This is a genomic window from Methylobacterium sp. BTF04, from assembly GCF_010692745.1.
In the GTDB taxonomy this organism is placed as follows: domain Bacteria; phylum Pseudomonadota; class Alphaproteobacteria; order Rhizobiales; family Beijerinckiaceae; genus Methylobacterium.
Map to the genome: position 1 here is coordinate 23746 of NZ_JAAHTB010000021.1, position 21948 is coordinate 45693.

Sequence of the window (21948 nt, forward strand, 5' to 3'; positions counted from 1 at the left end):
CAAACGCGTCAGCGCCGCAGCCGGTTGCCCAGGACGAAGCCGAACAGGCCCATGAGGATGATCCCGGCGGCGCCCTCGACGCCCACCAGCAGGTTGGTGAAGCGGCCGATGGGCTTGACGCCGATCTCGGGCGGGTTGGCCGTCATCATGTTGAGGGCGCTGTAGCTGACGAGATCGAGGGGATTGTAGGTCGGGCGTCCGTCGCCGCCCTCGGGGATGAGGCCGCCGGCCACGCCATACAGTGCGGCGAAGAGGCCGATGAGGATGACGAAGGCGCGGGCGATCCGCGACAGGCTCTCGCCGTAATCGCACAGCCACTCGACGAAGCGGTCGGCGATCCATTGGTAGCCATGCCGGGCGAGCGCCACCCAGGCGCGCTCCGTCCAGGCCGTCCGCGCCTGTGCCCCGGCATGGAGCCGGCCCATGCGGCGCCCACGCTTGTAGGCCCAGCTCGCCGCGTCCTGGCTGCCGATGCTCTTGAAGTTCTGCTCCAGGGCGAGGTAGCTCGATTGGGCCGTCTCGTATTCCTTGGCGATCTCCTCGCCCACTGCGCCGCCGAGCTGCTCCACCCGCATGCGGGTGCCGTTGAGCCACGCGCCGGCAAAGCGGGCGTGGCGCAGGTTGCAGGTGGCGAGGTTGAGCCGCACGAGGCTGGTATCGGACAGGTCGGCCCCCGAGAGGTCGGCCCCGTCGAGCTTCACCCCGGTGAGGTTGGCGCCGCGCAGGCGCGATTCCGAGAGCTGCGCCTTCTTCAGGCTGGCCCCCTCGAAATCGGCGTAGGTGAGATTGACGCGGGCGAGCTTGACCTCGTCGAGGCGCGCACCGCGGAAATGGGTGTAATCCGCATCCGCCCCGGTGAGGTCGGCCCCCCACAGGTCGGCGCCGTTGAAGTTCGCCCCGTCGAGGAGCGCACGGCGCAGCTTGGCGAAGCGCATGGCGGCGTTGCCGAAATGCGCGTCCTCCAGCATGGCGTCGTCGAAATTGGCCTCGCCCCCGGCGATGTCGGTGAAGCGTGCGCCGCTGAGGTCGGCCCCGCTGAAATCCGCTTCCTCGACCACTGCGCCGACGAACCGCGCCGAGCGGGCCAGCGCCCCGGACAGGCGCGCGCCCGCGAGGTTGGCACCGGACAGATCGGTGTCTTCGAGATGGGCGTCGGACAGATCCGCCCCGGCGAGGTCGAGCCCGCCGTTCTTGGGATCCCGCCACGCGGGCGCGGGCTCGCGCGCCAGGGCGGCGAGGGCTTCGCGCCCGAGGCGCAGGCCGTGGAGGTCGAGCGGCGCGCCGTCTTCGCGCAAGGGGGCGCCCGCCGCGATCAGGGCGAGCAGCGCGTCGACGCGCGCCTGCGCGGCGGCCTCCACCAGGGGATCAGGCTGCACGGCTGGCCTCGGCGATCTGCGCGCCACCGGCACCATTCCACCGCTGGGGCGTTTGGGAACGCTCGGTGACGGCAAGGGTCATCAGGACTTCCTGGGTCATCAGGACTTCCCGGGTCGTCAGGACTTCCCGGGTCGCGACGATGGGGCGGTAGCGCGAGGACGGACGGTTGGCGGCATTGATCATCGGCGTGAAGGTCCTGGGGGCGATCCTCGTGGCAGCGACGCTGCTTCCCTTCATTCCCAGCAATTCCGGGTTCATCCGCACCTTCGACTTTCCGAGATTGCAGATCGCGGCGATGATCGTGCCGGTTGTGGCGGCCTTGCTCATCCTGTCCCGCGACGGTGCGGGATGGGTCCTGATCGCTGCCCTGATCGCAGCCCTAGCCTACCAGGTGTCGCGCATCTACCCGTTCACGCCGGCGGCCTCGCCGCAGGCGGTGACGGCGGCGCCCTCCGCCTGCGGCGAGGCCGCCACCGTCTCGATCCTGATCGCCAACGTGCTCGAGTCGAACCGCGACCATGCAGCCCTTCTCGACCTCGTGGCGCGGCACGACCCCGATCTGCTGTTGCTGCTGGAGACCGATGCCACCTGGGCGGCGGCGCTCGCGCCCCTGCGGGCCAGCTACCCCCATGTGGTGGCCCAGCCCCAGGGCAACACCTACGGGCTGATGTTCTATTCCCGGCTCGCCCTCACCGACCCCCAGGTGCGTTTCCTGCTGCAGGACGACGTGCCGTCGGTGCGCACCGGCGTCACCCTGCGCTCGGGCGAGCGCTTCACATTCTACGGCGTGCACCCGCGCCCGCCGCATCCGGGACAGAGCAGCGCCCCCCGCGACGCCGAACTGGTGATGGTGGCGCGCGAGGTGAAGGCGGCGGGTGGCCCGGCGGTGGTGGGCGGCGACCTCAACGACGTGGCGTGGTCGAAGACCAACGCCCTGTTCCAGACTATCGGCGGCTTGCTCGATCCGCGGATCGGGCGCGGCCTCTACCCGACCTTCAACGCCAAATGGCCGATGCTGCGCTGGCCCCTCGATCACGTGTTCTTCAGCGACGACTTTCTGCTCGTGGACCTTCAGCGCCTGCCTCACATCGGCTCCGACCACTTCCCGATCCTGATCTCCCTGTGCCGTTCCAAGGCGGCGCCGGCGGTTCAGGATGCGCCGCAGGCCGATGCCGCCGATCGCAAGGCGGCGCGTGAGGCGGTGGAGGCGGCGCATTGAGGAGAGGTTCATCCACCTCCGCACGCAAAGAGCGTGGTGGCGGACGATTTCGGGCAGGAACCGCGGCGTCAGGACATCCCGGATCAGGTTCCGGCAGGATAATGGCGCGTGTCGTCTTGGAGATTCAGTCGCTCGAGACCGGGCAGTGCTGGCGGGCGCCGCCGTGAGAGCGCCTTGAGAGCGTGCGGCCGGGCCGCTATGCCCTGCCGCATGAGGTTGATCCGACACCGCGAGACCGTCCCCGCCGCCCCGTTCCTGCCCGCACGCGACCTCGTCCAGGCCTTCGAGAGCGTCGGCGACAATTGCGAGTTCGGGCTGGTTCAGCGCTATTGCGGCGCCGAGCCGCTGGGCCTGTTCCGGTTTTCCTCCGCGCCGATCGCCAACCTCGTCCATGCCCTCGAGACGGACTTCTCGGAATATGGCGGTGCCGACGACCTCGAGGTGCTCGTGGCCGCGACCGGGCGCCTGTATTGCCGCAGCCGCCGCTACGGTTTCGCCTACAACACCTCGGATTTCGTCGGCACGACGCAACCGGCGGCGATCCACCGGCGCGAGGTCGGCAAGGTCGCCTATCTCAAGCGGCGCCTGCTGGAGGACCTCGCCGAGGGTGAGAAGGTCTTCGTCCGCAAGGGCGATGCGGAGGAGGAGCCGGACGCCGTCGCCGCCCTTGCCCGCGCGGTGCGGCGACACGGGCCGGGCCAGCTCCTCGCTGTGCGCAGGCCGGACCGGGAGGCCTTGGCCGGGACGGTGACGCGCCACGACGCGACGCTGATGATCGGTCACATCCGGCGCTTTGCCCCCTACGAGACGGCCTACGACATCGACCTCGCATCCTGGCTCGATCTCTGTCGCCGCACCCATGCGCTGGCCAGGGGCCTGCCGGCGCCCCTGTCCGCGCCAGCCTCGCCGAACCTGCTGGCCATGGCCGGACTTCCCGGCTTGGCGGCGCGCCACGTCCTCGGACCGCCGGGCGAGGCGCCCAACGTGTTCGGGCGCCGCGAACGCACCGATCGGCTCGATGCGGACGCGGTCCATGTGTTCTCGGCCTGGGTCTGGATTCCGGCGGATTTTCGCGGCGACCGGGTCGGAGCCGCCATCGGCCACTTCCGCCATGGTTGGTGCGACGCCGACCTCTCGGTGCGCGAGGCGTGGCAGCGCGTCTGGGTGGCGGCGAAGATTCCGGCCACCTACCGCGATCTGATGATGGGCCTACTCGTCACCGGCCCAGCGGGCGAGCGGCTGTGGTCGACGGGCCGCCGGTTGGAAGCCGGCCCCCTGCCCGCCCCCGCGCCTCAGCCGCGCGCGCTGCGGATCGGGCTCGGCTCCGGCACGTAGGCCGACAGGTCGAGGCCGAAGCGCGCCTCGTCCGGCTCGGATGCAAGAGCCGCGAAGCCGAGGTCGGGATAGAGCCGGGCCACCATCGCGTTCTTCGGGCTCGGCCGGTACAGCCCGACGAGATGGTCGCCGCCCCGCTCGGCCACGGATTCCACCAGCACGGAGAGCATCGCCGCCTCGACGCGCCGCCCCAGCACGCGGCAGCTCATCAGCCAGGTGTCGATGGTGAACCCGGTGGGTCGTGTGCGGCGCGCGATCACGACGCCGATCATGCCGTTGTCGCCGAGTCGGTCGACGAGGCGGAACTGCAGGCCGATCGCGTCCGGATCGTCCATCAGCGCGCGTATCTCGACCTCGGTGGTGCGCCGGGTGGTCAGGTTGAACTGGTTGGTCTTGTTGACGAGCTGGACGATGCGGGGCAGGCCGAGCGCGTCGAACGGGCGCCAGATCAGGCGCATGTCGAGGCCGGCGAGATAGGTCGGCAGGTCGGCGGCCTGCGCCACCGCCGTCGCTCTCTCGGCATTGGCCGCATAATGGCGCGTGCGGGCGCGGTCCTCCTCGGTGATGCCGAGCGCCTCGAAATAGCCCGCCTGCGCGATCCGGTCGGCGTAGCCGGATGGGTCCTCGGGCAGCTCGGGCACGGCCACCATCGGCAGTTCGGATCGCACCAGCTCGCGCTCGAACGGGTTGTCGTCGACGAAGACCAGGGCTTCGAGGCCGATCCCCAGGGTGGCCGCCACCCGGCGCAGGTTCTGCGCCTTGTCGTCCCAGTTGGCGAAGAAGGCCGCGATGTCGGCGCGCCGCAGCAGCATCTCGGGATGATGGTCAAAGACTTCGAGGGCGTTGGCTTCGTCGTTCTTCGAGACGACCGCCAGGATGATCCCGCGCGCCGCGAGGTCGCGGGCATAGGCCTGGAGGCCGAGATGGGCCTCGCCCTCGGCGCTGCCCTGGCCGAGCACGAGGCCGGCGAGGCCGTCATCGCCCACCACCCCGCCCCAGAGCGTATTGTCGAGGTCGAGCACCAGGCACTTCTTCGACAGGCCCTGCCCCGCCGCCAACAGGCGTCCGACGAGGTCGCCATAGGCGGGGGCGGCGCCCGGCGACACCTCCTGCTTGGCGCGCAGCCACCACACCGGATCGTGCCAGGCGTCGCGGCCATGGCGGGCGGCCTGATCGTCGAGCGCGAGAAGGTCGACGCCGTCCGCATCCGCCGCCGCACGGATCGCGTGATTGATCTCCGAGATGGCGTCGTGACGCGAGCCCCGCAGCCGATGCTCGTTGGACCCGAGGAGCGGCAGCGCCACCGGCAGCAGCGTCTGCTGGATCACGGCGCAGCCGAACCGCTCCCGTGCCATGCGCCAGAGTTCGCGCAGATGGGCGATGGCCGCGTCGGGCCCCAGCCCCGTCAGGTGAGGCGCATCGAAGGCGAACAGCACCGTATCGGGCCCGAAGGCCTGCAGGCCCGAGGCCGGATCGACGAGATCCTGCAGGGCGGCGCCGAACGGCGCCGCGTAGGTCTCGACCCAGATCCTGCGGCGCAGGGCGCCGACCCGGATCGCCGGCAGCAGATGCGAGATCGTGGAGGAGGACAGGATCGCGAGCCGCACCGGCCTGGTCCCGAGCCCGGCCGGTGGCGCCGCCGGGAAGGCCTTGCCCAGCAACCGATCGAGCTGGTTGGTGCGCGACGGGGTCAGCCGGGTGTTGGCGAGGGTCACGAACCCGTCGAAGGTCAGGTCGCCCGCGGCCGCGCGCGCCGTCGCCTCCGGCCAGTTCGCGGGTTCGGGCAGCCAGGCGAGGGACATCGCGCCGGGGCTCAGGCCGCGTGCGCGGTCTTGGCCGCGATGATGGCGACGAAATCGGCCACCCGGGCCATGCCGTCCACCTCCCGCGTGGTGAAGCGGATGCCGAACTCGGATTCGGCGGCGACGATCAGTTCGATCATGCGGCCGGAATCCCAGCCCGCGATGTCGTCGGCCTTGGTGTCGGGCGTGATCACGAGGGCCGGATCGCCGAACACATCGCGAAAGATCGCAGTCAGCTGCGCGGTGATCGCATCCGGTTGCATGGTGCGTCCTTCCATGGTGGGCGGGTCGGGCGAGCCCTTATCACAGGGCCTTCCTCAATGCTGCGCCACGCCGGCGGCCATGTTGATCGCGAGCGCCAGGACGCTGGTGTTGAACAGGTAGGCGTAGATCGTCTGCACCGTCACGACGCGGCGCATCGTCTTGGTGGTGATGGCGGTGTCGGAGGTCTGCGAAGTCGCCCCGATCGTCGCGGCGAAGTAGAGGAAATCCCAGAAATCCGGGTTGGTGTCGCCGTTGAAATCGAGGCCGCCCCGCGCGTCGCCTTCGCCCGCATCGCCGTAATAGAGATGGGCGTAGTGCACGGTGAAGACCACCTGCACGAAGACCCAGGCGCACAGCATGGTCGCGGCGGCCAGCCCGAGATGGGCGAGCCGGGCGGTGTCGTCGTCGTGCTGGCCGAACACCAGCATCGCCACCGCGCCGAAACTCGCCGCCGCCGCCAGGATCGCGAAGAGCGAAATCCCGAAGGCGCTGTCGTCGAGGCGCGAGGCTTCCTGCCGCATCGCTTCCTGCTTCTGCCCGGCCGCCTTCCAGACGATCAGCGCCGTGTAGACCACGACCCCGAGGCACCAGCCGATCAGCAGCCGGACCGAAAGGGTCTCGAACGGCAGCACCAGGGCCAGGACGAGGGTGAGAGCGAGCGAGGCGAGGAGACGCGGGCGGAGCCAGAACGGGCGGAACGGATTGCGCATGGGGTGTTTCAGCGAGGCTCCGGTCCGCAGGCTCCGTCGCAGCGGACGGGCCCCGCGATGCGCCGGGCGAGCCAGGGACGCAAGGGCAGAAACCCGCGATAGGCGGCTTCCGCGATCCACGTCACCCCCGGCAGATGGCGTATCGGGGCGAGGTACCGCCATCCGGGCAAGTGGGACCACAGCGTGAAGAATCCGGCCGCGCCCGATACGAGGCGTCCGTGCTCGTCGCGCACGTGGAACCGGGCGCGCGCCGCGGCGCGGGTCAGGCCGGGGCCGAGTTCGGCCGGCCCGTCGAGGCTCACATCCATCCAGGCGAGACGCTCGGCGCCGCGGCAGCGGCGATAGGTGCGAATCTCGGCGGCACAGAGCGGGCAGGCTCCGTCGTAGTAGATCGTGAGCGGCGGCGGCGTGGCGAGGGCGGTGTCCATCTCCGATAAGATAGGGCGGCCCCACGAAAAAACGGCCGCGAATCGCTTCGCGGCCGTCCGGATCGGTTGTCGTCGCAGGTTTTAGTGGCTCGCGCGGATCTTCAGGGCATCGCGGCCGGCATAGCGGGCCTGAGAGCCGAGGCCCTCCTCGATGCGCATCAGCTGGTTGTACTTGGCCAATCTGTCGGACCGGGCGAGGGAGCCGGTCTTGATCTGCCCGCAATTGGTGGCGACGGCCAGATCCGCGATGGTCGAATCCTCGGTCTCGCCCGAACGGTGGGACATCACCGCGGTGTAGCCGGCGCGCTGGGCCATATCGACAGCGGCCAGGGTCTCGGTGAGCGTACCGATCTGGTTGACCTTCACCAGGATCGAGTTGGCCGTGCCTTCGGCGATGCCGCGCGACAGGCGGGTCACGTTGGTGACGAACAGGTCGTCGCCGACGAGCTGGCAGCGATCACCGACCCGGTCGGTGAGCAGCTTCCAGCCGGCCCAGTCATCCTCGGACATGCCGTCCTCGATGGACAGGATCGGGTAGGAATCGACCAGCTTGGCGAGGTAGCTCACCTGGGCCTCGATGTCCCGCGTCTGGCCCTCGCCCTCGTAGCGGTAGGCGCCGTCCTTGAAGAACTCGGTGGCGGCGCAATCGAGGGCCAGCACCATGTCGACGCCCGGCTTGAAGCCAGCAGCGGAAATCGACTGCATCACAAAGTCGAGGGCGGCCTCGGCAGAGGGCAGATTCGGGGCGAATCCGCCCTCATCGCCGACATTGGTGTTGTGGCCGGCCTTCTTGAGCGCGCCCTTGAGGGTGTGGAATACCTCGGCGCCCATGCGCACGGCCTCGGTGAGCGACGAGGCGCCCACCGGCATGATCATGAATTCCTGGAAGTCGATCGGGTTGTCGGCATGCGCGCCGCCGTTGATGATGTTCATCATCGGTACCGGCAGAACCCGGCCCTGGGTGCCGCCGATGTAGCGGTAGAGCGGCAGGCCGGCGGTCTCGGCCGCGGCCTTGGCGACGGCGAGGGAGACGCCCAGGATGGCGTTGGCACCGAGGCGCGCCTTGTTGGGCGTGCCGTCGAGCTCGATCATCGCCTCATCGATGGCGATCTGGTCTTCTGCATCCATGCCGCCGATGGCGTCGAGGATGTCGGACTGCACGGCGTTGACCGCCTTGCGCACGCCCTTGCCGCCGAAGCGGCCCTTGTCGCCGTCGCGCAGCTCGACGGCCTCGTGGGCGCCGGTGGACGCGCCCGATGGCACGGCGGCGCGGCCGAAGGAGCCGTCTTCGAGCAATACGTCGACCTCGATCGTCGGGTTGCCCCGGCTGTCGAGGATCTCGCGGGCGGCGATGTTGGTGATCGCGGTCATGCAGGAGCCTTCTGGACGTTACGGCGTGTCGAAGCCTCCCCGTGGAGAGGCCTGGTCCATCCCGCAATGTGCCCGACACGGCCTCATCCGGGATTGGACGATCCCGTCGAGGCTTATCCGCCAACCTCTCGCATCCGGCAAGCGCCCCTGCGGTCGACCACGGAGGCAGACGCGCAATTCGGCTTCAGACCGGAGTTTCCGGGGCAACGCATCGCCCCGGAATCACGATTGTCTCAGCGGTCGCCGGCGCCCGAGAGCAGCAACTCGATCTGGGCGAGCCCATTCTCGCGTGCCTTCGCCTCGGTCGGATGATTGCGGTCGGATCGCTGGATCAGCTTCCCCTTCCGGCGGATCGCCCATTGGTACGGGCTGCCCGGCGCCTTGGGGGGCTGGATTTCCAGGGTGTAGGGATATGTGGCAGTGTTTTCGTCGCTCATGCTCCCCATATGGCACGAGCTTCCCGCGCCTGCCACTCATCGGAGCGCATTCGGATTTCCAAACCGGCGCTTTCCTCGTCGCAGAGGCCGGTCACAGGACGAAACCATGACCCAAGAGACGCCGCGAGAGACACTTCAGCTCGGTCAGGCGACCCCCCTGCCTGCCTCGCCGGCCGAAGCCCGTCTCGACCGGGTGCCGAATCCCCACCCGCAAACGGATTATCTGGCCCGATTCACCGCACCGGAATTCACCTCGATCTGCCCGGTCACCGGCCAGCCCGATTTCGGCATCCTGATGATCGACTACGTCCCGGATCGGTGGCTCGTCGAATCGAAGTCGCTCAAGCTCTACCTCGGAGCGTTCCGCAATCACGGTGCCTTCCACGAGGATTGCACGGTGGGGATCGGCCTGACGCTGACCGAACTGCTCGCGCCCCGCTACCTGCGCATTGGCGGCTACTGGAATGCCCGCGGCGGCATTCCGATCGACGTGTTCTGGCAGACGGGCGAACCGCCAAAATCACTCTGGCTGCCCGACCAGGGCATCGCGCCCTATCGCGGACGCGGCTGAGCCACCCGGTTGCGCCCTGCGCGCAGCAAAAAGGGCGACCGGTCAAAACCGGCCGCCCCCAACCACTCACACGCGTGAGACGAATTCAGTAGCCGTAGCCGTAGGCAGGACGCTCATAGCCGTAGGCCGGGCGATCGTAGCCGCCGCGATAGTACGAATCACGGGCCGCACCGGCCGCGATGGCGCCCGCCGCCAGGCCGGCGATTCCGAGGCCGACGGCCGCACCGGTCCCGATTCCGCGACGTCCGCCGCCGCGATAGGCATAGCCGCGATGTCCGTATCCACCGCCATGAGCATAGCCGCCGCGACCATAGCCATGGCCATGTCCAGGGCGTGCTTCGGCGGCAGTGCCGGCGGCCATCGCACCAAGGGAAAGGGTCACGGCCGTAATCATTGCGAGCTTGCGCATGGTGCTCCTCAAATCGTTGCGTTGTCTCTTGAGCGTAACAACACAAGCGCAGCGCGTCCGTTCCACATGTCCCCGCGCGCGAGGACATATGGAACGGATCGCGGTTAAGACAGCGACTTCGCCAGGCGATCGAATGCTTGGAGTTCGGCCAGCAGGGCCGGCATCGCCCGCAACGGCACCATGTTGGGTCCATCCGAGGGAGCCCGGTCGGGGTCGGGATGGGTCTCGATGAACAGGCCGGCCACCCCCACCGCCACCGCCGCGCGGGCGAGGACGGCGACGAATTCGCGCTGTCCGCCGGAGGTGGCGCCCTGTCCGCCGGGCTGCTGCACCGAATGGGTTGCGTCGAACACCACCGGCGCCCCATGCGTCACCTGCGCCATGATCGGCAGGCTGCGCATGTCGGAGACCAGCGTGTTGTAGCCGAACGAGGCGCCGCGCTCCGTGACCAGCACGTTGGGGTTGCCGGCATCAGTCACCTTGGCGGCCACGTGCGCCATGTCCCAGGGCGCGAGGAATTGCCCCTTCTTGACGTTGACCACCCGCCCGGTGGCGGCGGCCGCCAGCAGCAGGTCGGTCTGGCGGCACAGGAAGGCGGGAATCTGGAGGATGTCGATCGTTTCGGCGGCGATCGCACACTGGCTCGCCTCGTGCACGTCGGTGAGGACGGGAAGCCCGAATCGCGCCTTGATGTCGGCGAAGATCGGGAGCGCTTCCGCGAGGCCGAGTCCGCGGGCGGTGGAGCCCGAGGTGCGGTTCGCCTTGTCGAACGAGCCCTTGAACACGAGGCCGATCCCGAGGGCGTCGGTCATGCCCTTGAGCGCGTCGGCGATCTCGATGGCGTGGTCGCGGCTCTCAAGCTGGCACGGGCCGGCGATGAGCGCGAAGGGCAGGTGGTTGGCGAAGGCGGTGGTGCCGGCCTTGACGACGGGACCGCGGGCGGAGGGAGAGATTTCGGACATGGAGCGCGGTCTATCGCGCCACGGCTCCGGCGAAAAGGCCGATACGCCGCCGCGCCGCTCGTGGACGTGCCGGGACCAGCACGCAGAGGGTGAGGGTGCCGGCCAGGGAATCGTCGCGGGGGCCGGTCTCGCAGCGCAAGGCGGCCCGGTCGACGACACCCTGTCGGGGCGCGTCGGCGAGCAGGGAAGCCTGGTGTAGCGTGAGAGCCAGGACCTCCACCGCGTCCGGGTCGGCGCCGGTCAGTGCCCGGGCCGCCTGCCCGATCAGTGCGAAGAAAGCCCGGCTCGGCTCCCGGTCGAGCGATCCGAACACCATCCGCCGCGGAGCCCGGCAATCGAGGCTCATGCGCTCGGCATCGGCCGCGCGGAACACGGCGCCAGCTCCGGCCCTCCCGGCGAGCGAGGCGCCGGTGGCGCGAATCACCGTCGCGGTCAGGGCGTCGCAGGACTCCGCCGCCCTGGCTTGGCCGGCGGCGACGAGGGCGAGTAGGCCGGCCGTTGCGGCGAGCGGGATGAGGCGCGTCATGGGCGCAAGCTCTAACGCAACGCGTCCCCCGAGCCTACGGCCTCACCGGCCGGCGCCGAGCGAGCCCGTCGCATCGGGCTGGCACACTTCGTGGGCATGCGGACGCAGGACGCGCGGCAGGTGCACCGGATGCGGGCCGGACTCGTCCTCGACGACGCCGGTGAGGCTGTCGACGGCCATGGTGCCATGGAAGTGGACCGGGCCGCTCTCCGTCGCGGCAACGAAGTCGATGGCCTTGGTCGCATCGTCGAGGGCGATCGTGTCGGCCTGAACCGGACCGCTCAGCGAGGCGGCCTCGTAGACGAGGCCGTCCCCGCGCGGGGAGCGTCTGAGGGTGATGCGCTGGCCCGCCCGCGTACCGTTCTCTGCCACTGTGCAGAGATCGGCGTAGACGTAGGTGCCCGACGACCAGACCGGCCTTGCCTCGGCCGGAACCACCCCGATACCGAGGATGGCACAGAGGCCGAACAGGGACAGTCCCTGCCGCCGCATCGCTGGTCCGGCCATGTCCGCCTCCCGATTGACGGCGCACCATCGGGCCCCGGTGTTTCCGGATTACGACAGACGCCTCAGGTCCCCGTGCGAACCCGCATCCGGGTCTCCGCCTCGACGGAAGCAAGAAGGATGCAGACCGCGATACCCTCGCCCGCTGCCGTGACCTCGGTGAGGCTCGGGTAGGTGGGCGCGAGGCGCAGCACGCTGTCCTCGGGGTCTTTGCCATGCGGCGAGGTCGCCCCGGCCGGGGTCAGGGCGATGCCGGCGTCCTTGGCGAGCCGGACCACCTCGGTGGCCGTGCCCGCACGCGCCGCGACGGTGATGAAGTATCCGCCCTTGGGCTTGGTCCACTGCGCCGCGCCGGTGCCCGCGAGATGCCGGTCGAGGGCGGCGTCCACCGCGGCAAATTTCGGGGTCAGCAGGGCGCGGTGCGCATCCATATGGGCGGTGAGCCCGGCGCCGTCCCGCAGGAAGCGCAGGTGGCGCAGCTGGTTGAGCTTGTCCGGGCCGATGGTGCGCTTGCCCGCGCGCGCGAGGTACCAGCGCACGTTCTCGGGCGATCCGGCGAAGAACGCGAGCCCAGCCCCGGCCAGCGTGATCTTCGAGGTCGAGGCGAAGATGAAGGCGCGGTCCGGATGACCGGCTTCGGCGCAGAGGGCGAGGATATCGGGAATCGCGACCGGGTCTGGCGTCAGGTGGTGCACCGCGTAGGCGTTGTCCCAGAACAGCCGGAAGTCCGGCGCGCCGGTCTTCATGGTGGCCAGCCGCCGCGCGGTCTCGTCCGAATAGGTCTCGCCCGACGGATTCGCGTATTTGGGGACGCACCACATGCCCTTCACCGCCGGATCGGCGGCATGCCGCTCGACCACGTCCATGTCGGGGCCGTGGCCGGTCATCGGCACCGGGATCATGCGGATGCCGTAGGCCTCGCACAGGGCGAAGTGGCGGTCGTAGCCCGGCACCGGACACAGGAAGGCGATGTCGGATTCGCGCGACCACGGCTGCACCGAGCCCGGCATGCCCTTCAAGAGCGCCCACACGATGGTGTCGTGCATCAGCGCCAGGCTCGAATTGTCACCGACCACGATCTGGTCGGCGGGGGCATCGAGGAGATGCGTGAACAGCGCCCGGACCTCCGCCACGCCCTGCTGGCCGCCGTAATTGCGGGCATCCTCGCCGGCCTGGGTGACATAATCGGCGTTGCCGTGCAGCCCCAGCATCGCCGAGGCGAGATCGAGCTGCTCGGGCGAGGGCTTTCCCCGCGTCATGTCGAGCTTGAGCCCGCGGGCCTTGAAGGCCTCGTAGGCCGCGCGCGCCCGGCCGTGCAGGTCCGCGAGATCGGCATCGGTCCGCTCGGCGATGGTGGTCATGGTCTGGCGCCCCGGATGGCCGTGCGAGGATGAGGATTATGCGGGGCGCACCATGGCCTCTCGCACCGTCCGCGTCACCCCGCCTGCGCTGCGTTCCAGGCCGCCCTGCCCTGCGCGTCGAGCGCTGCGAACTCCGCGTCGCTCAAGGAGAGGTCCGCGCCCTTCATGTTGTCCGCCAGATGTGCGGGATCGCCGGTACCGGGGATCGGCAGCATCACGGGCGCGCGCTTCAGGAGCCATGCCAGCGCCACGGCCCCGTCGCTCGCCCCATGGGCCTTGGCGATCTCGGACAGGACCGAGCCGTCGCGGGCGAGGGCGCCGCGGGCCAGGGGCGCCCAGGGGATGAAGCCGATGCCGTGGGCGGTGCAATGGTCCAGGACCGCCTCGGAGGTGCGGTCGACGAGGTTGTACTGGTTCTGTACCGTGGCGACGGGGAAGAACGTTTGTGCGGCCGCGATGTCGTCCACCGAGACTTCGCTGAGGCCGACATGGCGGATCAGGCCTTCTTCCCGCATGGCGGCGATCACCGCGAACTGCGCCTCGCGCGGCACGTCGGGACCGATGCGGTGGAGCTGCCACAGGTCGATGCGTTCGATCCGGAGCCGCCGCAGGCTCATCAGCACGCATTGGCGCAGGTAGTCGGGGTTGCCCACCGGGCGCCAGATGTCCGGCCCGTGCCGGGTGAGGCCGCCCTTCGTGGCGATGACGAGATTTTTATAGGGGTGGAGCACCTCGGCGATCAGGTCCTCGCTGACGAACGGGCCGTAGCTGTCGGCCGTATCGATGAGGTCGATGCCGAGTTCCGGCACGCGCGCGAGGGTGGCCTTGGCCGCGGCCCGGTCGGCGGGCTCGCCCCAGATGCCCTGGCCGGTGATGCGCATGGCCCCGAAGCCGAGGCGGTGGACGGGCATATCTCCGCCGATGGCGAAGGTACCGGACGCGTGGGCGCTGGGCATGGGAACTCCTCGGGTGGCGAGACGGTCTCCAGACATATGACTCTGTGCGGGGCGCGGACGAGGCCGCAGCCCGTGCGCTGGCGCACTCAAACGGAAAGCCGGCCCCATGGGAGCCGGCTTCCGGTGAGGATCTGGAGCGAAGGCCGGCACCGCGCCGCCGTCGCGAGCCCAACCCGATGCGATCGATCGGAGTGGGCCCGGGAGACTAGCCGGCCTTGTTCAGGGCCACCGCCACGAAGCGGGTGACGCCCTTGGCGCTCTTGACCCGCATCAGCACGGCCTTGCGGCCGCTCGACTCGGCGGAGCGGATGCGCTCGGCGACCTCGGAGGGCTTCGAGACGCTGGAACCCGCGACATCGAGGATGATGTCGCCCTGCTCGATGCCCTTGGCTGCGGCCGGGCCGTCGGGATCGACGTCCATCACTGCGACGCCTTCGTCACCGGCACCGACTTCCGACGCCGGAGCGAGGCTGAGGCCGAGGCGCGGCTGGCCGTCCGAGGACGAACCGCGGCTGCTGCCGCCCGACGCCTTCGGGTCGTTGGGCAAGGCGCCGAGTTCCACCGTGGCGGTGTCGGACTTGCCGGCCCGCAGGTAGGCGAGCTCGACCTTGGCGCCGGGCTTGAGACCGGCGATCTTGCGCGAGAGCTCCTTGGCGTCGTTGATCGCACTGCCGTTGACCGACTCGATCACGTCGCCGGACTTGAGGCCCGCCTTGGCGGCCGGGGTGCCGGGCTCGGCATGGTCGACGAGCGCGCCCTTGGCCTTGTCGAGGCCGAGGCCGTCGGCGATGTCCTTCGTCACCGGCTGGACCTGGACGCCGAGATAGCCACGCGCCACCTTGCCGTCGGCCCGGAGCTGATCGACCACCGCCTGCACGGTCTCGGCGGGGATGGCGAAGGCCAGACCGACGCTGCCGCCCGACGGGGAGGCGATGGCGGTGTTCACGCCCACCACCTCGCCGCCGACGTTGAAGGTCGGGCCGCCCGAATTGCCCTTGTTGATCGGCGCGTCGATCTGCAGGAAGTCGTCGTAGGGGCCGGCGCCGATGTCGCGGCCGCGGGCCGAGACGATGCCGGCGGTGACGGTGCCGCCGAGGCCGAACGGGTTGCCGATGGCCACCACCCAGTCACCGACGCGGGGCGCCGACTTGCTGAGCGACACGTACGGGAACGGACCGCCGTCGGTGATCTTGAGCAGCGCCAGATCGGTCTTGGGATCCTTGCCGATGACCTTGGCGTCGAGGGTGCGGTTGTCGTCCAGGGTCACCTGTACGGTCTTGGCGTGGTCGACCACGTGGTTGTTGGTCACGACGTAACCGTCGGCCGAGATGATGAAGCCGGAGCCCATGGCGCCGCGCTGGCCCTGGCGCTTGGGGGCCTGACCGCCGAAGCCGGGGCCGCCCTGCCCGCCTTGTCCGCCCTGCCCGTTCTGGCCGAAGCGCTTGAGGAACTCGCGCAATTGCGGCGGTGCGTTCTCCATGCCGCGGCCGCTCGGGCCATCGCTGTCGTCCTCGGATTCGGCGCTGTCGTCGAGCTTGACCTTCACCGCGACGACGCCGGGCTTCACCTTGTCGACGACGGTGGCGAAGGAGCCCGGCGGATGATCCGGGGTCTCGATGGGATTCTTGGAGAGGGCCTGGGCGTAGGCGGGCGTGGCCTGCTGGGTGAGGCCGATTCCTGCGGCGCCCGACGCCACGAGGGCGGCCACGGCGACGGAGGCGAGGGCGTTGCGGCGCAGGCGGTTCGGCTGGACGGTCATCGTGGTCTCCGGATCAGGGGGCCGCTGGGGCGGGCCGTGATCCCGGTTCTAGCGACGCTCGCCTGACCCGTTCGTGGCGCGAAGATTACGGTTTGGACAGGTTGGGCTGGTCGGGCATGGGGGCGGGCTGCGGCACCAGCCCAGCGCGCCAGCGCAGGTCGAGAAGCAGGCCGAGCGGATGGGTGTCGAGCATCGGCGTGATCGGCAGGCCGGCGGCGTTGAGGAGCCGGGCCGCCCAATGATTGCAGACGTTCGCATACGAGAAGCGCCCCAGCCCCTCGTAGAACAGGCTCGGCCCGTAGAGGCCGGGACCACTGGCCACCGGCTGGCCGCCCTCGAGGCGAAAACTCGCTTCGAGCCGGGCGAGGAGCCGCGCCAGTCCGGCCGGGGAGACCCGCACGGTGACGAGGTCCGAATACGGAAAGCTGGCGCGGGTGCTCTGCCAGAGCCCCACCACCTGGATAATTCCATCGCTCCCGCCCGGCGTGAACAGCGCTTTGAGCGCGAGCCCGGCATCGAACTGCGCCAGGGTCGGGGTCGCCCGGTAGAATTTCGCCTCGCCCCAGCCGAACTCGATGTTTGGATAGGCGCCAAAGCGCGTGGCGATGCTGCGCAGGGCCGGTCCGGCCCCCTCCCCGGTCAGGGCCTCGCGCGGGATGACGAGGCCCGAATGCCAGCCATGGCTGACGAGTTCGAGTGTGCGTGACTCCGCCCCGCTCGCCGGAAACAAGCCCGGGTCGCCGGGGCTCGCCGTGAGGAACACGGCGAGCAGCAGAAGTCCGAGCAGGCCGAGGGCGGAGGCGGCCAGCCGACGCAGGATCATGCGGATTGGTCGGTCAGCCGCGCCAGCGCCTCGGTGATCTTCTCCAGCCGCGCGGCCTCGGCATCGCGGCGCTCGCGCTGTTCCTCGACGATCTCGTCGGGGGCGCGGGCCATGAAATCGGCATTGCCGAGTTTGGCCTCGATCTTGGCGATGTCGGCCGTGGCCTTGGCCGCTTCCTTCTCGAGACGGGCGACCTCAGCGCCGAGATCGACGATGCCTTCCAGCGGCAACGCCGCCACCGAGCCGCGCACGAGGAGCTGGACCGAGTTCTTCGGGGCCACCGCCTCGAAACGGAGCTCGGAGAGACGCGCCAGACGGGTCAGCGTCTCGCTCCAGCGCGTGGCGCGCCCCCGCAGGGCCTCGTCCGCGCCGATCACCACGAGGGGGATTTGGGCGGCGGCCGGCACGCTGGTCTCCGAGCGGGCCGAGCGGATTTCCGAGACGAGGTCGACGAGCCAGCCGACTTCGGCTTCGGAGGCGGCATCGTTCAGGCGCGCGAGGTCCGGCCACGGCGCCAGCGCCAGCAGGCCGCGATCCGGCATCCCCTCGCCCTTGATCGCCCACAGCTCCTCGGTGAGGAACGGCATGAACGGGTGCAGCAGCTTGGCGATCTGGTCGATGAGGAAGGCGACGGTGGCCTGCGTCTCCGCCTTGGAGGCGGCATCGCCCTCCCCCTGGAGTACCGGCTTGGCGAGCTCGACATACCAGTCGCAGAAGATGTTCCAGACGAAGCGGTAGGCCGCCGCCGCCGCATCGTTGAAGCGGTAGGCCTCCAACGCCGACGTGACCTCGGCCACGGCCCGGGCCGCCTCGCCGAGAGCCCAGCGGTTGAGGGTCTCGGTGGCGGCCTCCGGACGGTAATCGGCCCTCAGGGTACAGCCGTTCATCTCGGCGAAGCGCGAGGCGTTCCAGAGCTTGGTCGCGAAGTTGCGGTACCCCTCGACCCGGTTGACCGCGAGCTTGATGTCGCGCCCCTGCGCCGCCATGGCGGCCAGGGTGAAGCGCAGGGCGTCGGCCCCGTACTGGTCGATGAGCCCCAGCGGATCGACGACGTTGCCCTTCGACTTCGACATCTTGGCGCCGGTGGCGTCGCGCACGAGGGTATGCAGGTAGACCGTATCGAACGGCACCCGGTCGGTGACGTGCAGGCCGAGCATCATCATCCGGGCGACCCAGAAGAAGATGATGTCCTTGCCGGTTACGAGCGTGTTCGTCGGATAGTAGCGCTCGAGCTCCGGCGTCGCATCGGGCCAGCCGAGCGTCGAGAACGGCCACAGGGCCGAGGAGAACCAGGTGTCGAGGACGTCCTCGTCGCGGCGCAATGCGACCGGGCCGCCGTGTTTGGCGTCGGCCTGCGCCTGTGCGTCCGCCTCGCTCGCCGCGACGAAGCAGCCGCCCGCCTCGTCGTACCAGACCGGGATCTGGTGCCCCCACCAGAGCTGGCGCGAGATGCACCATGGCTCGATGTTCTCCAGCCACTGGAAGAAGGTCTTTTCGTAGTTTTCGGGGATGAACCGGGTCCGGCCGTCACGCACCGCCTGGAGCGCGCGCTCGGCCAGCGGCTTGACGTTCACGTACCATTGGTCGGTGAGATACGGCTCGATGACCACGTTCGAGCGGTCGCCATGCGGCACCGCATGGGTGTTGGGCTCGATCAGGCGCAGCCGCTCGCGCGCCTCCATCAGGGCGACGACGCGCTTGCGCGCCTCGAACCGGTCGAGCCCATGCAGAGCCAGCGCCTCGGGTTCGGGGGTCGAATCCTTCAGGAAAGCGTCATTGCCGTCGAGGGTTATGCGGGCTTCCGCATCCAGGATGTTGATCGGCGTGCAGCCGTGGCGGCGCCCGACCTCGAAATCGTTGAAGTCGTGCGCCGGGGTGATCTTGACCGCGCCGGTGCCCTTCTCCGGGTCGGAATACTCGTCCGCCACGATGGGGATCAGCCGGCCGACCAGGGGCAGGCGCACGAAGCTGCCGACGAGCGCGGTGTAGCGCTCGTCGTCCGGGTGGACCGCCACCGCGGTGTCGCCGAGCAGCGTCTCGGGGCGGGTGGTGGCCACCGTGATGATCGCGCCGGTCTCGGTCCCGGCCGCGTCGACGATCGGATAATCGAAGTGCCAGAGGTGGCCCTTCACCTCGATCTGGAGCACCTCCAGGTCCGAGATCGCGGTCTGGAACTTGGGGTCCCAGTTCACGAGCCGCTTGTCGCGATAGATCAGTCCCTGCGCGTGGAGATCCACGAACACCTTGGTGACGGCGCGGACCATCTGGTCGTCGGGCGCGCCGGCCAGCCCCATGGTGAAGCGCTCGCGCGACCAGTCGCAGGAGGCGCCGAGCCGCTTCAACTGGTTGACGATGGCCCCGCCCGATTCCGCCTTCCAGTCCCAGACCTTCGCGACGAAGGCCGCGCGGCCGATCTCGCGGCGTCCCGGCTGCTTGGCCTCGGCCAGGCGCCGCTCCACCACCATCTGGGTGGCGATGCCGGCGTGATCGGTGCCGGGCTGCCACAGCACGTCGCGTCCGCGCATGCGCTCGAATCGCGCGAGGATGTCCTGCAGCGTGTTGTTGAGGGCATGGCCCATGTGAAGGCTGCCGGTGACGTTCGGCGGCGGGATCACGATGGTGAAGGGCTCGGCCCCGCTGCGCTCGGGCCGGCCGGCCTTGAACGCGTCGCCCGTCTCCCAGGCGCTGCTGACGCGCGCCTCGACGGCGGCGGGGTCGAAGGTTTTGTCCATCATGGGCTTGGTCGGGTCACTGGTGCGGGCGGATCGCGGTGGCCCGCTTTCAACCCGTCAGGCCCGTCCCGTCAACACCGGACGCCGCTGACGGTGTCAGCGCCCGCGGGCGACGCGCTCGATCTCGGCGCGGACGAGGCGCTCCACCATGGTCGGCAGGTTCTCGTCGAGCCAGCTTTTCAGCATCGGCCGGAGCATGTCCTGCACGAGGTCTTCCAGGGTCCGGGCATTGCCGCTCAACACCGTGTTGGACAGCATGTGGAAGGCCTGGGCCACGCTGGCATCGGTGACCGCCGAGGTCAGGCGCTCCTGGGGCGTCGACAGCTGTAGCGGCTGAGGCTCAGGCTCCCGGTAGACCGGCTGGGGCGCAGGCCGCGGCGGCTCCGGCGCAGGGGCGGCCCGGACGGGTGGAAGCGGCTCGGGCTCGGGCTCGTCGTCGAACGAGATGGCATCGAAGTCGATCTGCCCGTCATCGTCGCGCGGGGCTTCCCGGAACGCGCTTTCGGGCTCCGCGAAGGCGATGGGCTTGCGCACCGGCTGCGCGACTTCGGCCAGATCGAGCACGTCGTCGTTCTCGGGCGCCGGGGCGGAGAGCGGCGGTTCCGCGCCCTCGGCCTTGGCGTTCTGATCGTCGGCGATGATGCGGCGGATGGAGGCGAGAATTTCCTCCATCGACGGCTCTTGGGACTTGTCCGGTACCTTGGGGCTCGCTGCACTCATCCGGACGATGCTCGGGGTCAGGGGAAACGGTTTACGACGATGCGTAGTATTTCACGCCTCACACCGGACAGAAAGCGCACCGGGAGCCAGGACACGGGATAAGCCGGCTGGTCCGAGCCGGTTCGTCACGAAATCGGCGCGGCGGTTTTTCGTCAGGCCGGACGCCTCCGCCCCATTCCGAGACGGACTAGCGCCCGTCGGGGGTGCGAAGGCCGTACCAGAGGTCCTTGACCTGATCGAAGTGCTCCTTCGGGCTGTAGTAAGCCACCGGGATCGAGGTGTAGCGCACGGTGAGACGGCCCACCGCCTGGACGACACCGTAGGAGAACACCACCCGGTCGCGCTGGGCGAGGATGAGGTTCACGCGGGCGTTCAGGAGTTCCTGCTGCGCGTTCAGGACGTCGAGGGTGGTGCGCTGGCCGACGCGGGCTTCCTCGCGCACGCCGTTCAGCGCCACTTCGTTGGCCTGGACCTGCGCCTGGGAGGCGAGCACCTGGGCCTTCGCGGCTTCGAGCCGGCCCCAGGCGGTGACGATGGCGGAGCGGATCTGATCGCGGATGTCCTCGGCCTCGAGCCGGCGCTGGCCTTCGGTCTCCTTGGCCTGGCGGACCAGCGAGTAGGTCTGGCCGCCCTCGTAGAGCGGGATCGAGAGCCTGCCGACGATGGAGGCGGTGACGCCGTTATCGCCCGGGAACTGCGCGTCGTAGCGCTGGGCGACCGAGCCCTGCAGGCCGGCCGTCGGATAGAGCTGGCCTTCGTAGACCTTCACCTGAGCGGCGGCGACATCCACCGCGTGCAGGGCGGCGAGAATCTGCGGGTGTTCTTTGAGCCCGATGGAGATCGAGCTGTCGAGATTGGCCGGGACGAAGCGATCGAGCGGCCGCCCGGGGGCGAGCTGGCGCGGCTCGACGCCGATATAGCGCCGGTAATTGCCGATGCTGGCGCGCAGGGTGGCCTCGGCGCTGCTCACGTTCGAGCGGGCGCCGGCGAGGCGCGCCTCGGCCTGGGCCACGTCGGTGCGGGTCACCTCACCGACGTTGAAGCGGTCGCGGGTCTGGCGCAGCTGCTCTTCGAGCACTTCGACGTTGTTGCGCTGCAGCTCCAGGGTCGCGGTGTCGCTCAGGACGAACATGTACGCCTGGGCGGCGTTGAACAGGGTGTTCATCTCGGTGGCGCGCAGCGCCTCGCGTGCGCCGAGCACGCCCGATTCCGCCCGCCGGGTCTGGTTGTCGGTCTGAAAGCCGTTGAACAGGGTCTGGTTGACGGTAATGCCGGCGCCGCCCGGCTTCGTCACCTGGTTCAGGTTGAAGCCGCTGAAACGGCCCTGTTGCTGCGACAGGCCGATGTCGGCCTCGACGTTCACGGTCGGACGATAGCCGGATTTCGCCTGCGCCACGTTTTCGTCGGTGGCGCGCAGGCTCGCACGGTTGGAGTTCAGCGTCGGATTCGCGCCATAGGCACGCGCCAACGCACTCTCCAGCGTCTCCGCCGTAGCGGGACGTGCGGCGACCAGCGCCAGTGCGGCGATCCCTACGAGCGACAGCCCGTTCAGGATCGCAGGTTTCCGTTCTTTCACGTTCATCAGCCCTTGCGGTTTCTCGATGAACCGGTCGGTCACGTCATGCGACCGACGCGCCATAGGCGCATTCCGGGTTGCCCGCCTCAGACAGAAGTCTAGCCGA

General features: G+C 69.5%; 22 protein-coding genes. 3 read left to right on the forward strand and 19 right to left on the reverse strand.

The window, feature by feature from the left end:
- Window positions 1–8: 8 nt before the first annotated feature.
- Window positions 9–1376: a pentapeptide repeat-containing protein gene (locus G3T14_RS13990; protein ID WP_348645272.1), complete on the reverse strand. Its 1368-nt coding sequence runs from the start codon at window positions 1374–1376 to the stop codon at window positions 9–11.
- Window positions 1366–1560: a hypothetical protein gene (locus G3T14_RS13995; protein ID WP_163643157.1), complete on the reverse strand. Its 195-nt coding sequence runs from the start codon at window positions 1558–1560 to the stop codon at window positions 1366–1368. Before G3T14_RS13995 ends, G3T14_RS13990 begins: the two co-directional genes overlap by 11 nt.
- Between G3T14_RS13995 and G3T14_RS14000 the strand changes: the two genes are divergently transcribed.
- Together G3T14_RS14000 and G3T14_RS14005 are read left to right on the forward strand one after the other, a co-directional pair.
- On the forward strand, window positions 1544–2596 hold the full coding sequence (locus G3T14_RS14000; RefSeq protein ID WP_163643158.1) for an endonuclease/exonuclease/phosphatase family protein: 1053 nt from the start codon (window positions 1544–1546) through the stop codon (window positions 2594–2596). The genes G3T14_RS13995 and G3T14_RS14000 overlap by 17 nt on opposite strands.
- Window positions 2597–2806: 210 nt before the next feature.
- Window positions 2807–3931 (forward strand): hypothetical protein, encoded by a 1125-nt coding sequence (locus G3T14_RS14005; RefSeq protein WP_163643159.1) that lies wholly within the window; start codon window positions 2807–2809, stop codon window positions 3929–3931.
- Here G3T14_RS14005 and G3T14_RS14010 read toward each other — a convergent pair.
- From G3T14_RS14010 to G3T14_RS14035, 6 genes are all read right to left on the reverse strand, one after another.
- Window positions 3889–5733, reverse strand: coding sequence for an HAD-IIIC family phosphatase (locus tag G3T14_RS14010; protein ID WP_163643160.1), 1845 nt, complete (start codon window positions 5731–5733; stop codon window positions 3889–3891). The genes G3T14_RS14005 and G3T14_RS14010 overlap by 43 nt on opposite strands.
- A gap of 11 nt (window positions 5734–5744) precedes the next feature.
- Window positions 5745–5996: an acyl carrier protein gene (locus G3T14_RS14015; protein WP_163643161.1), complete on the reverse strand. Its 252-nt coding sequence runs from the start codon at window positions 5994–5996 to the stop codon at window positions 5745–5747.
- 54 nt (window positions 5997–6050) lie between these two features.
- The gene (locus G3T14_RS14020) at window positions 6051–6707 is read right to left on the reverse strand and encodes a DUF1345 domain-containing protein (RefSeq protein WP_163643162.1); all 657 of its coding nucleotides are present in this window, start codon (window positions 6705–6707) and stop codon (window positions 6051–6053) included.
- A gap of 8 nt (window positions 6708–6715) precedes the next feature.
- Entirely contained in the window at window positions 6716–7135 is a 420-nt protein-coding gene (locus G3T14_RS14025) for a DUF393 domain-containing protein (RefSeq protein WP_163643163.1), read from the reverse strand.
- Between the two features lie 81 nt (window positions 7136–7216).
- On the reverse strand, window positions 7217–8506 hold the full coding sequence (gene eno, locus G3T14_RS14030; protein WP_163643164.1) for a phosphopyruvate hydratase: 1290 nt from the start codon (window positions 8504–8506) through the stop codon (window positions 7217–7219).
- Window positions 8507–8739: 233 nt separating this feature from the next.
- Complete coding sequence (locus G3T14_RS14035) at window positions 8740–8943, reverse strand: hypothetical protein (protein WP_163643165.1); 204 nt, start codon at window positions 8941–8943, stop codon at window positions 8740–8742.
- A 106-nt stretch (window positions 8944–9049) separates the two neighbouring features.
- Here G3T14_RS14035 and queF point away from each other — a divergent pair, with 106 nt between their 5' ends.
- The gene (gene queF, locus G3T14_RS14040; protein ID WP_163643166.1) at window positions 9050–9514 is read left to right on the forward strand and encodes a preQ(1) synthase; all 465 of its coding nucleotides are present in this window, start codon (window positions 9050–9052) and stop codon (window positions 9512–9514) included.
- 85 nt (window positions 9515–9599) lie between these two features.
- Here queF and G3T14_RS14045 read toward each other — a convergent pair whose 3' ends face one another.
- From G3T14_RS14045 to G3T14_RS14095, 11 genes are all read right to left on the reverse strand, one after another.
- On the reverse strand, window positions 9600–9923 hold the full coding sequence (locus G3T14_RS14045; protein ID WP_163643167.1) for a hypothetical protein: 324 nt from the start codon (window positions 9921–9923) through the stop codon (window positions 9600–9602).
- A gap of 104 nt (window positions 9924–10027) precedes the next feature.
- Window positions 10028–10885: a 3-deoxy-8-phosphooctulonate synthase gene (kdsA, locus tag G3T14_RS14050; protein ID WP_163643168.1), complete on the reverse strand. Its 858-nt coding sequence runs from the start codon at window positions 10883–10885 to the stop codon at window positions 10028–10030.
- 10 nt (window positions 10886–10895) lie between these two features.
- Window positions 10896–11411, reverse strand: coding sequence for a hypothetical protein (locus G3T14_RS14055; protein WP_163643169.1), 516 nt, complete (start codon window positions 11409–11411; stop codon window positions 10896–10898).
- Between the two features lie 42 nt (window positions 11412–11453).
- Window positions 11454–11918: a hypothetical protein gene (locus tag G3T14_RS14060; protein WP_163643170.1), complete on the reverse strand. Its 465-nt coding sequence runs from the start codon at window positions 11916–11918 to the stop codon at window positions 11454–11456.
- A gap of 62 nt (window positions 11919–11980) precedes the next feature.
- Complete coding sequence (locus G3T14_RS14065; protein ID WP_163643171.1) at window positions 11981–13276, reverse strand: aminotransferase class I/II-fold pyridoxal phosphate-dependent enzyme; 1296 nt, start codon at window positions 13274–13276, stop codon at window positions 11981–11983.
- 74 nt (window positions 13277–13350) lie between these two features.
- On the reverse strand, window positions 13351–14232 hold the full coding sequence (locus tag G3T14_RS14070; protein ID WP_163643172.1) for an aldo/keto reductase: 882 nt from the start codon (window positions 14230–14232) through the stop codon (window positions 13351–13353).
- Between the two features lie 205 nt (window positions 14233–14437).
- Window positions 14438–15991: a Do family serine endopeptidase gene (locus G3T14_RS14075; protein WP_163643173.1), complete on the reverse strand. Its 1554-nt coding sequence runs from the start codon at window positions 15989–15991 to the stop codon at window positions 14438–14440.
- Between the two features lie 85 nt (window positions 15992–16076).
- Window positions 16077–16814 (reverse strand): DUF2459 domain-containing protein, encoded by a 738-nt coding sequence (locus G3T14_RS14080; RefSeq protein ID WP_163643174.1) that lies wholly within the window; start codon window positions 16812–16814, stop codon window positions 16077–16079.
- Entirely contained in the window at window positions 16811–19549 is a 2739-nt protein-coding gene (locus G3T14_RS14085; protein WP_163643175.1) for a valine--tRNA ligase, read from the reverse strand. Before G3T14_RS14085 ends, G3T14_RS14080 begins: the two co-directional genes overlap by 4 nt.
- A gap of 93 nt (window positions 19550–19642) precedes the next feature.
- On the reverse strand, window positions 19643–20266 hold the full coding sequence (locus G3T14_RS14090) for a DUF2497 domain-containing protein (RefSeq protein WP_204262863.1): 624 nt from the start codon (window positions 20264–20266) through the stop codon (window positions 19643–19645).
- Between the two features lie 187 nt (window positions 20267–20453).
- Window positions 20454–21905: a TolC family outer membrane protein gene (locus G3T14_RS14095; RefSeq protein WP_163643176.1), complete on the reverse strand. Its 1452-nt coding sequence runs from the start codon at window positions 21903–21905 to the stop codon at window positions 20454–20456.
- Window positions 21906–21948 lie beyond the last annotated feature (43 nt).

Coding starts and splice junctions, on each gene's coding strand:
- G3T14_RS13995 (WP_163643157.1), bottom strand. CDS start 1,560: ATGATCAATGCCGCCAACCGTCCGTCCTCGCGCTACCGCCCCATCGTC.
- G3T14_RS14005 (WP_163643159.1), top strand. CDS start 2,807: ATGAGGTTGATCCGACACCGCGAGACCGTCCCCGCCGCCCCGTTCCTG.
- G3T14_RS14010 (WP_163643160.1), bottom strand. CDS start 5,733: ATGTCCCTCGCCTGGCTGCCCGAACCCGCGAACTGGCCGGAGGCGACG.
- G3T14_RS14015 (WP_163643161.1), bottom strand. CDS start 5,996: ATGCAACCGGATGCGATCACCGCGCAGCTGACTGCGATCTTTCGCGAT.
- G3T14_RS14020 (WP_163643162.1), bottom strand. CDS start 6,707: ATGCGCAATCCGTTCCGCCCGTTCTGGCTCCGCCCGCGTCTCCTCGCC.
- G3T14_RS14025 (WP_163643163.1), bottom strand. CDS start 7,135: ATGGACACCGCCCTCGCCACGCCGCCGCCGCTCACGATCTACTACGAC.
- eno (WP_163643164.1), bottom strand. CDS start 8,506: ATGACCGCGATCACCAACATCGCCGCCCGCGAGATCCTCGACAGCCGG.
- G3T14_RS14035 (WP_163643165.1), bottom strand. CDS start 8,943: ATGAGCGACGAAAACACTGCCACATATCCCTACACCCTGGAAATCCAG.
- queF (WP_163643166.1), top strand. CDS start 9,050: ATGACCCAAGAGACGCCGCGAGAGACACTTCAGCTCGGTCAGGCGACC.
- G3T14_RS14045 (WP_163643167.1), bottom strand. CDS start 9,923: ATGCGCAAGCTCGCAATGATTACGGCCGTGACCCTTTCCCTTGGTGCG.
- kdsA (WP_163643168.1), bottom strand. CDS start 10,885: ATGTCCGAAATCTCTCCCTCCGCCCGCGGTCCCGTCGTCAAGGCCGGC.
- G3T14_RS14055 (WP_163643169.1), bottom strand. CDS start 11,411: ATGACGCGCCTCATCCCGCTCGCCGCAACGGCCGGCCTACTCGCCCTC.
- G3T14_RS14060 (WP_163643170.1), bottom strand. CDS start 11,918: ATGGCCGGACCAGCGATGCGGCGGCAGGGACTGTCCCTGTTCGGCCTC.
- G3T14_RS14065 (WP_163643171.1), bottom strand. CDS start 13,276: ATGACCACCATCGCCGAGCGGACCGATGCCGATCTCGCGGACCTGCAC.
- G3T14_RS14070 (WP_163643172.1), bottom strand. CDS start 14,232: ATGCCCAGCGCCCACGCGTCCGGTACCTTCGCCATCGGCGGAGATATG.
- G3T14_RS14075 (WP_163643173.1), bottom strand. CDS start 15,991: ATGACCGTCCAGCCGAACCGCCTGCGCCGCAACGCCCTCGCCTCCGTC.
- G3T14_RS14080 (WP_163643174.1), bottom strand. CDS start 16,814: ATGATCCTGCGTCGGCTGGCCGCCTCCGCCCTCGGCCTGCTCGGACTT.
- G3T14_RS14085 (WP_163643175.1), bottom strand. CDS start 19,549: ATGATGGACAAAACCTTCGACCCCGCCGCCGTCGAGGCGCGCGTCAGC.
- G3T14_RS14090 (WP_204262863.1), bottom strand. CDS start 20,266: ATGAGTGCAGCGAGCCCCAAGGTACCGGACAAGTCCCAAGAGCCGTCG.
- G3T14_RS14095 (WP_163643176.1), bottom strand. CDS start 21,905: ATGGCGCGTCGGTCGCATGACGTGACCGACCGGTTCATCGAGAAACCG.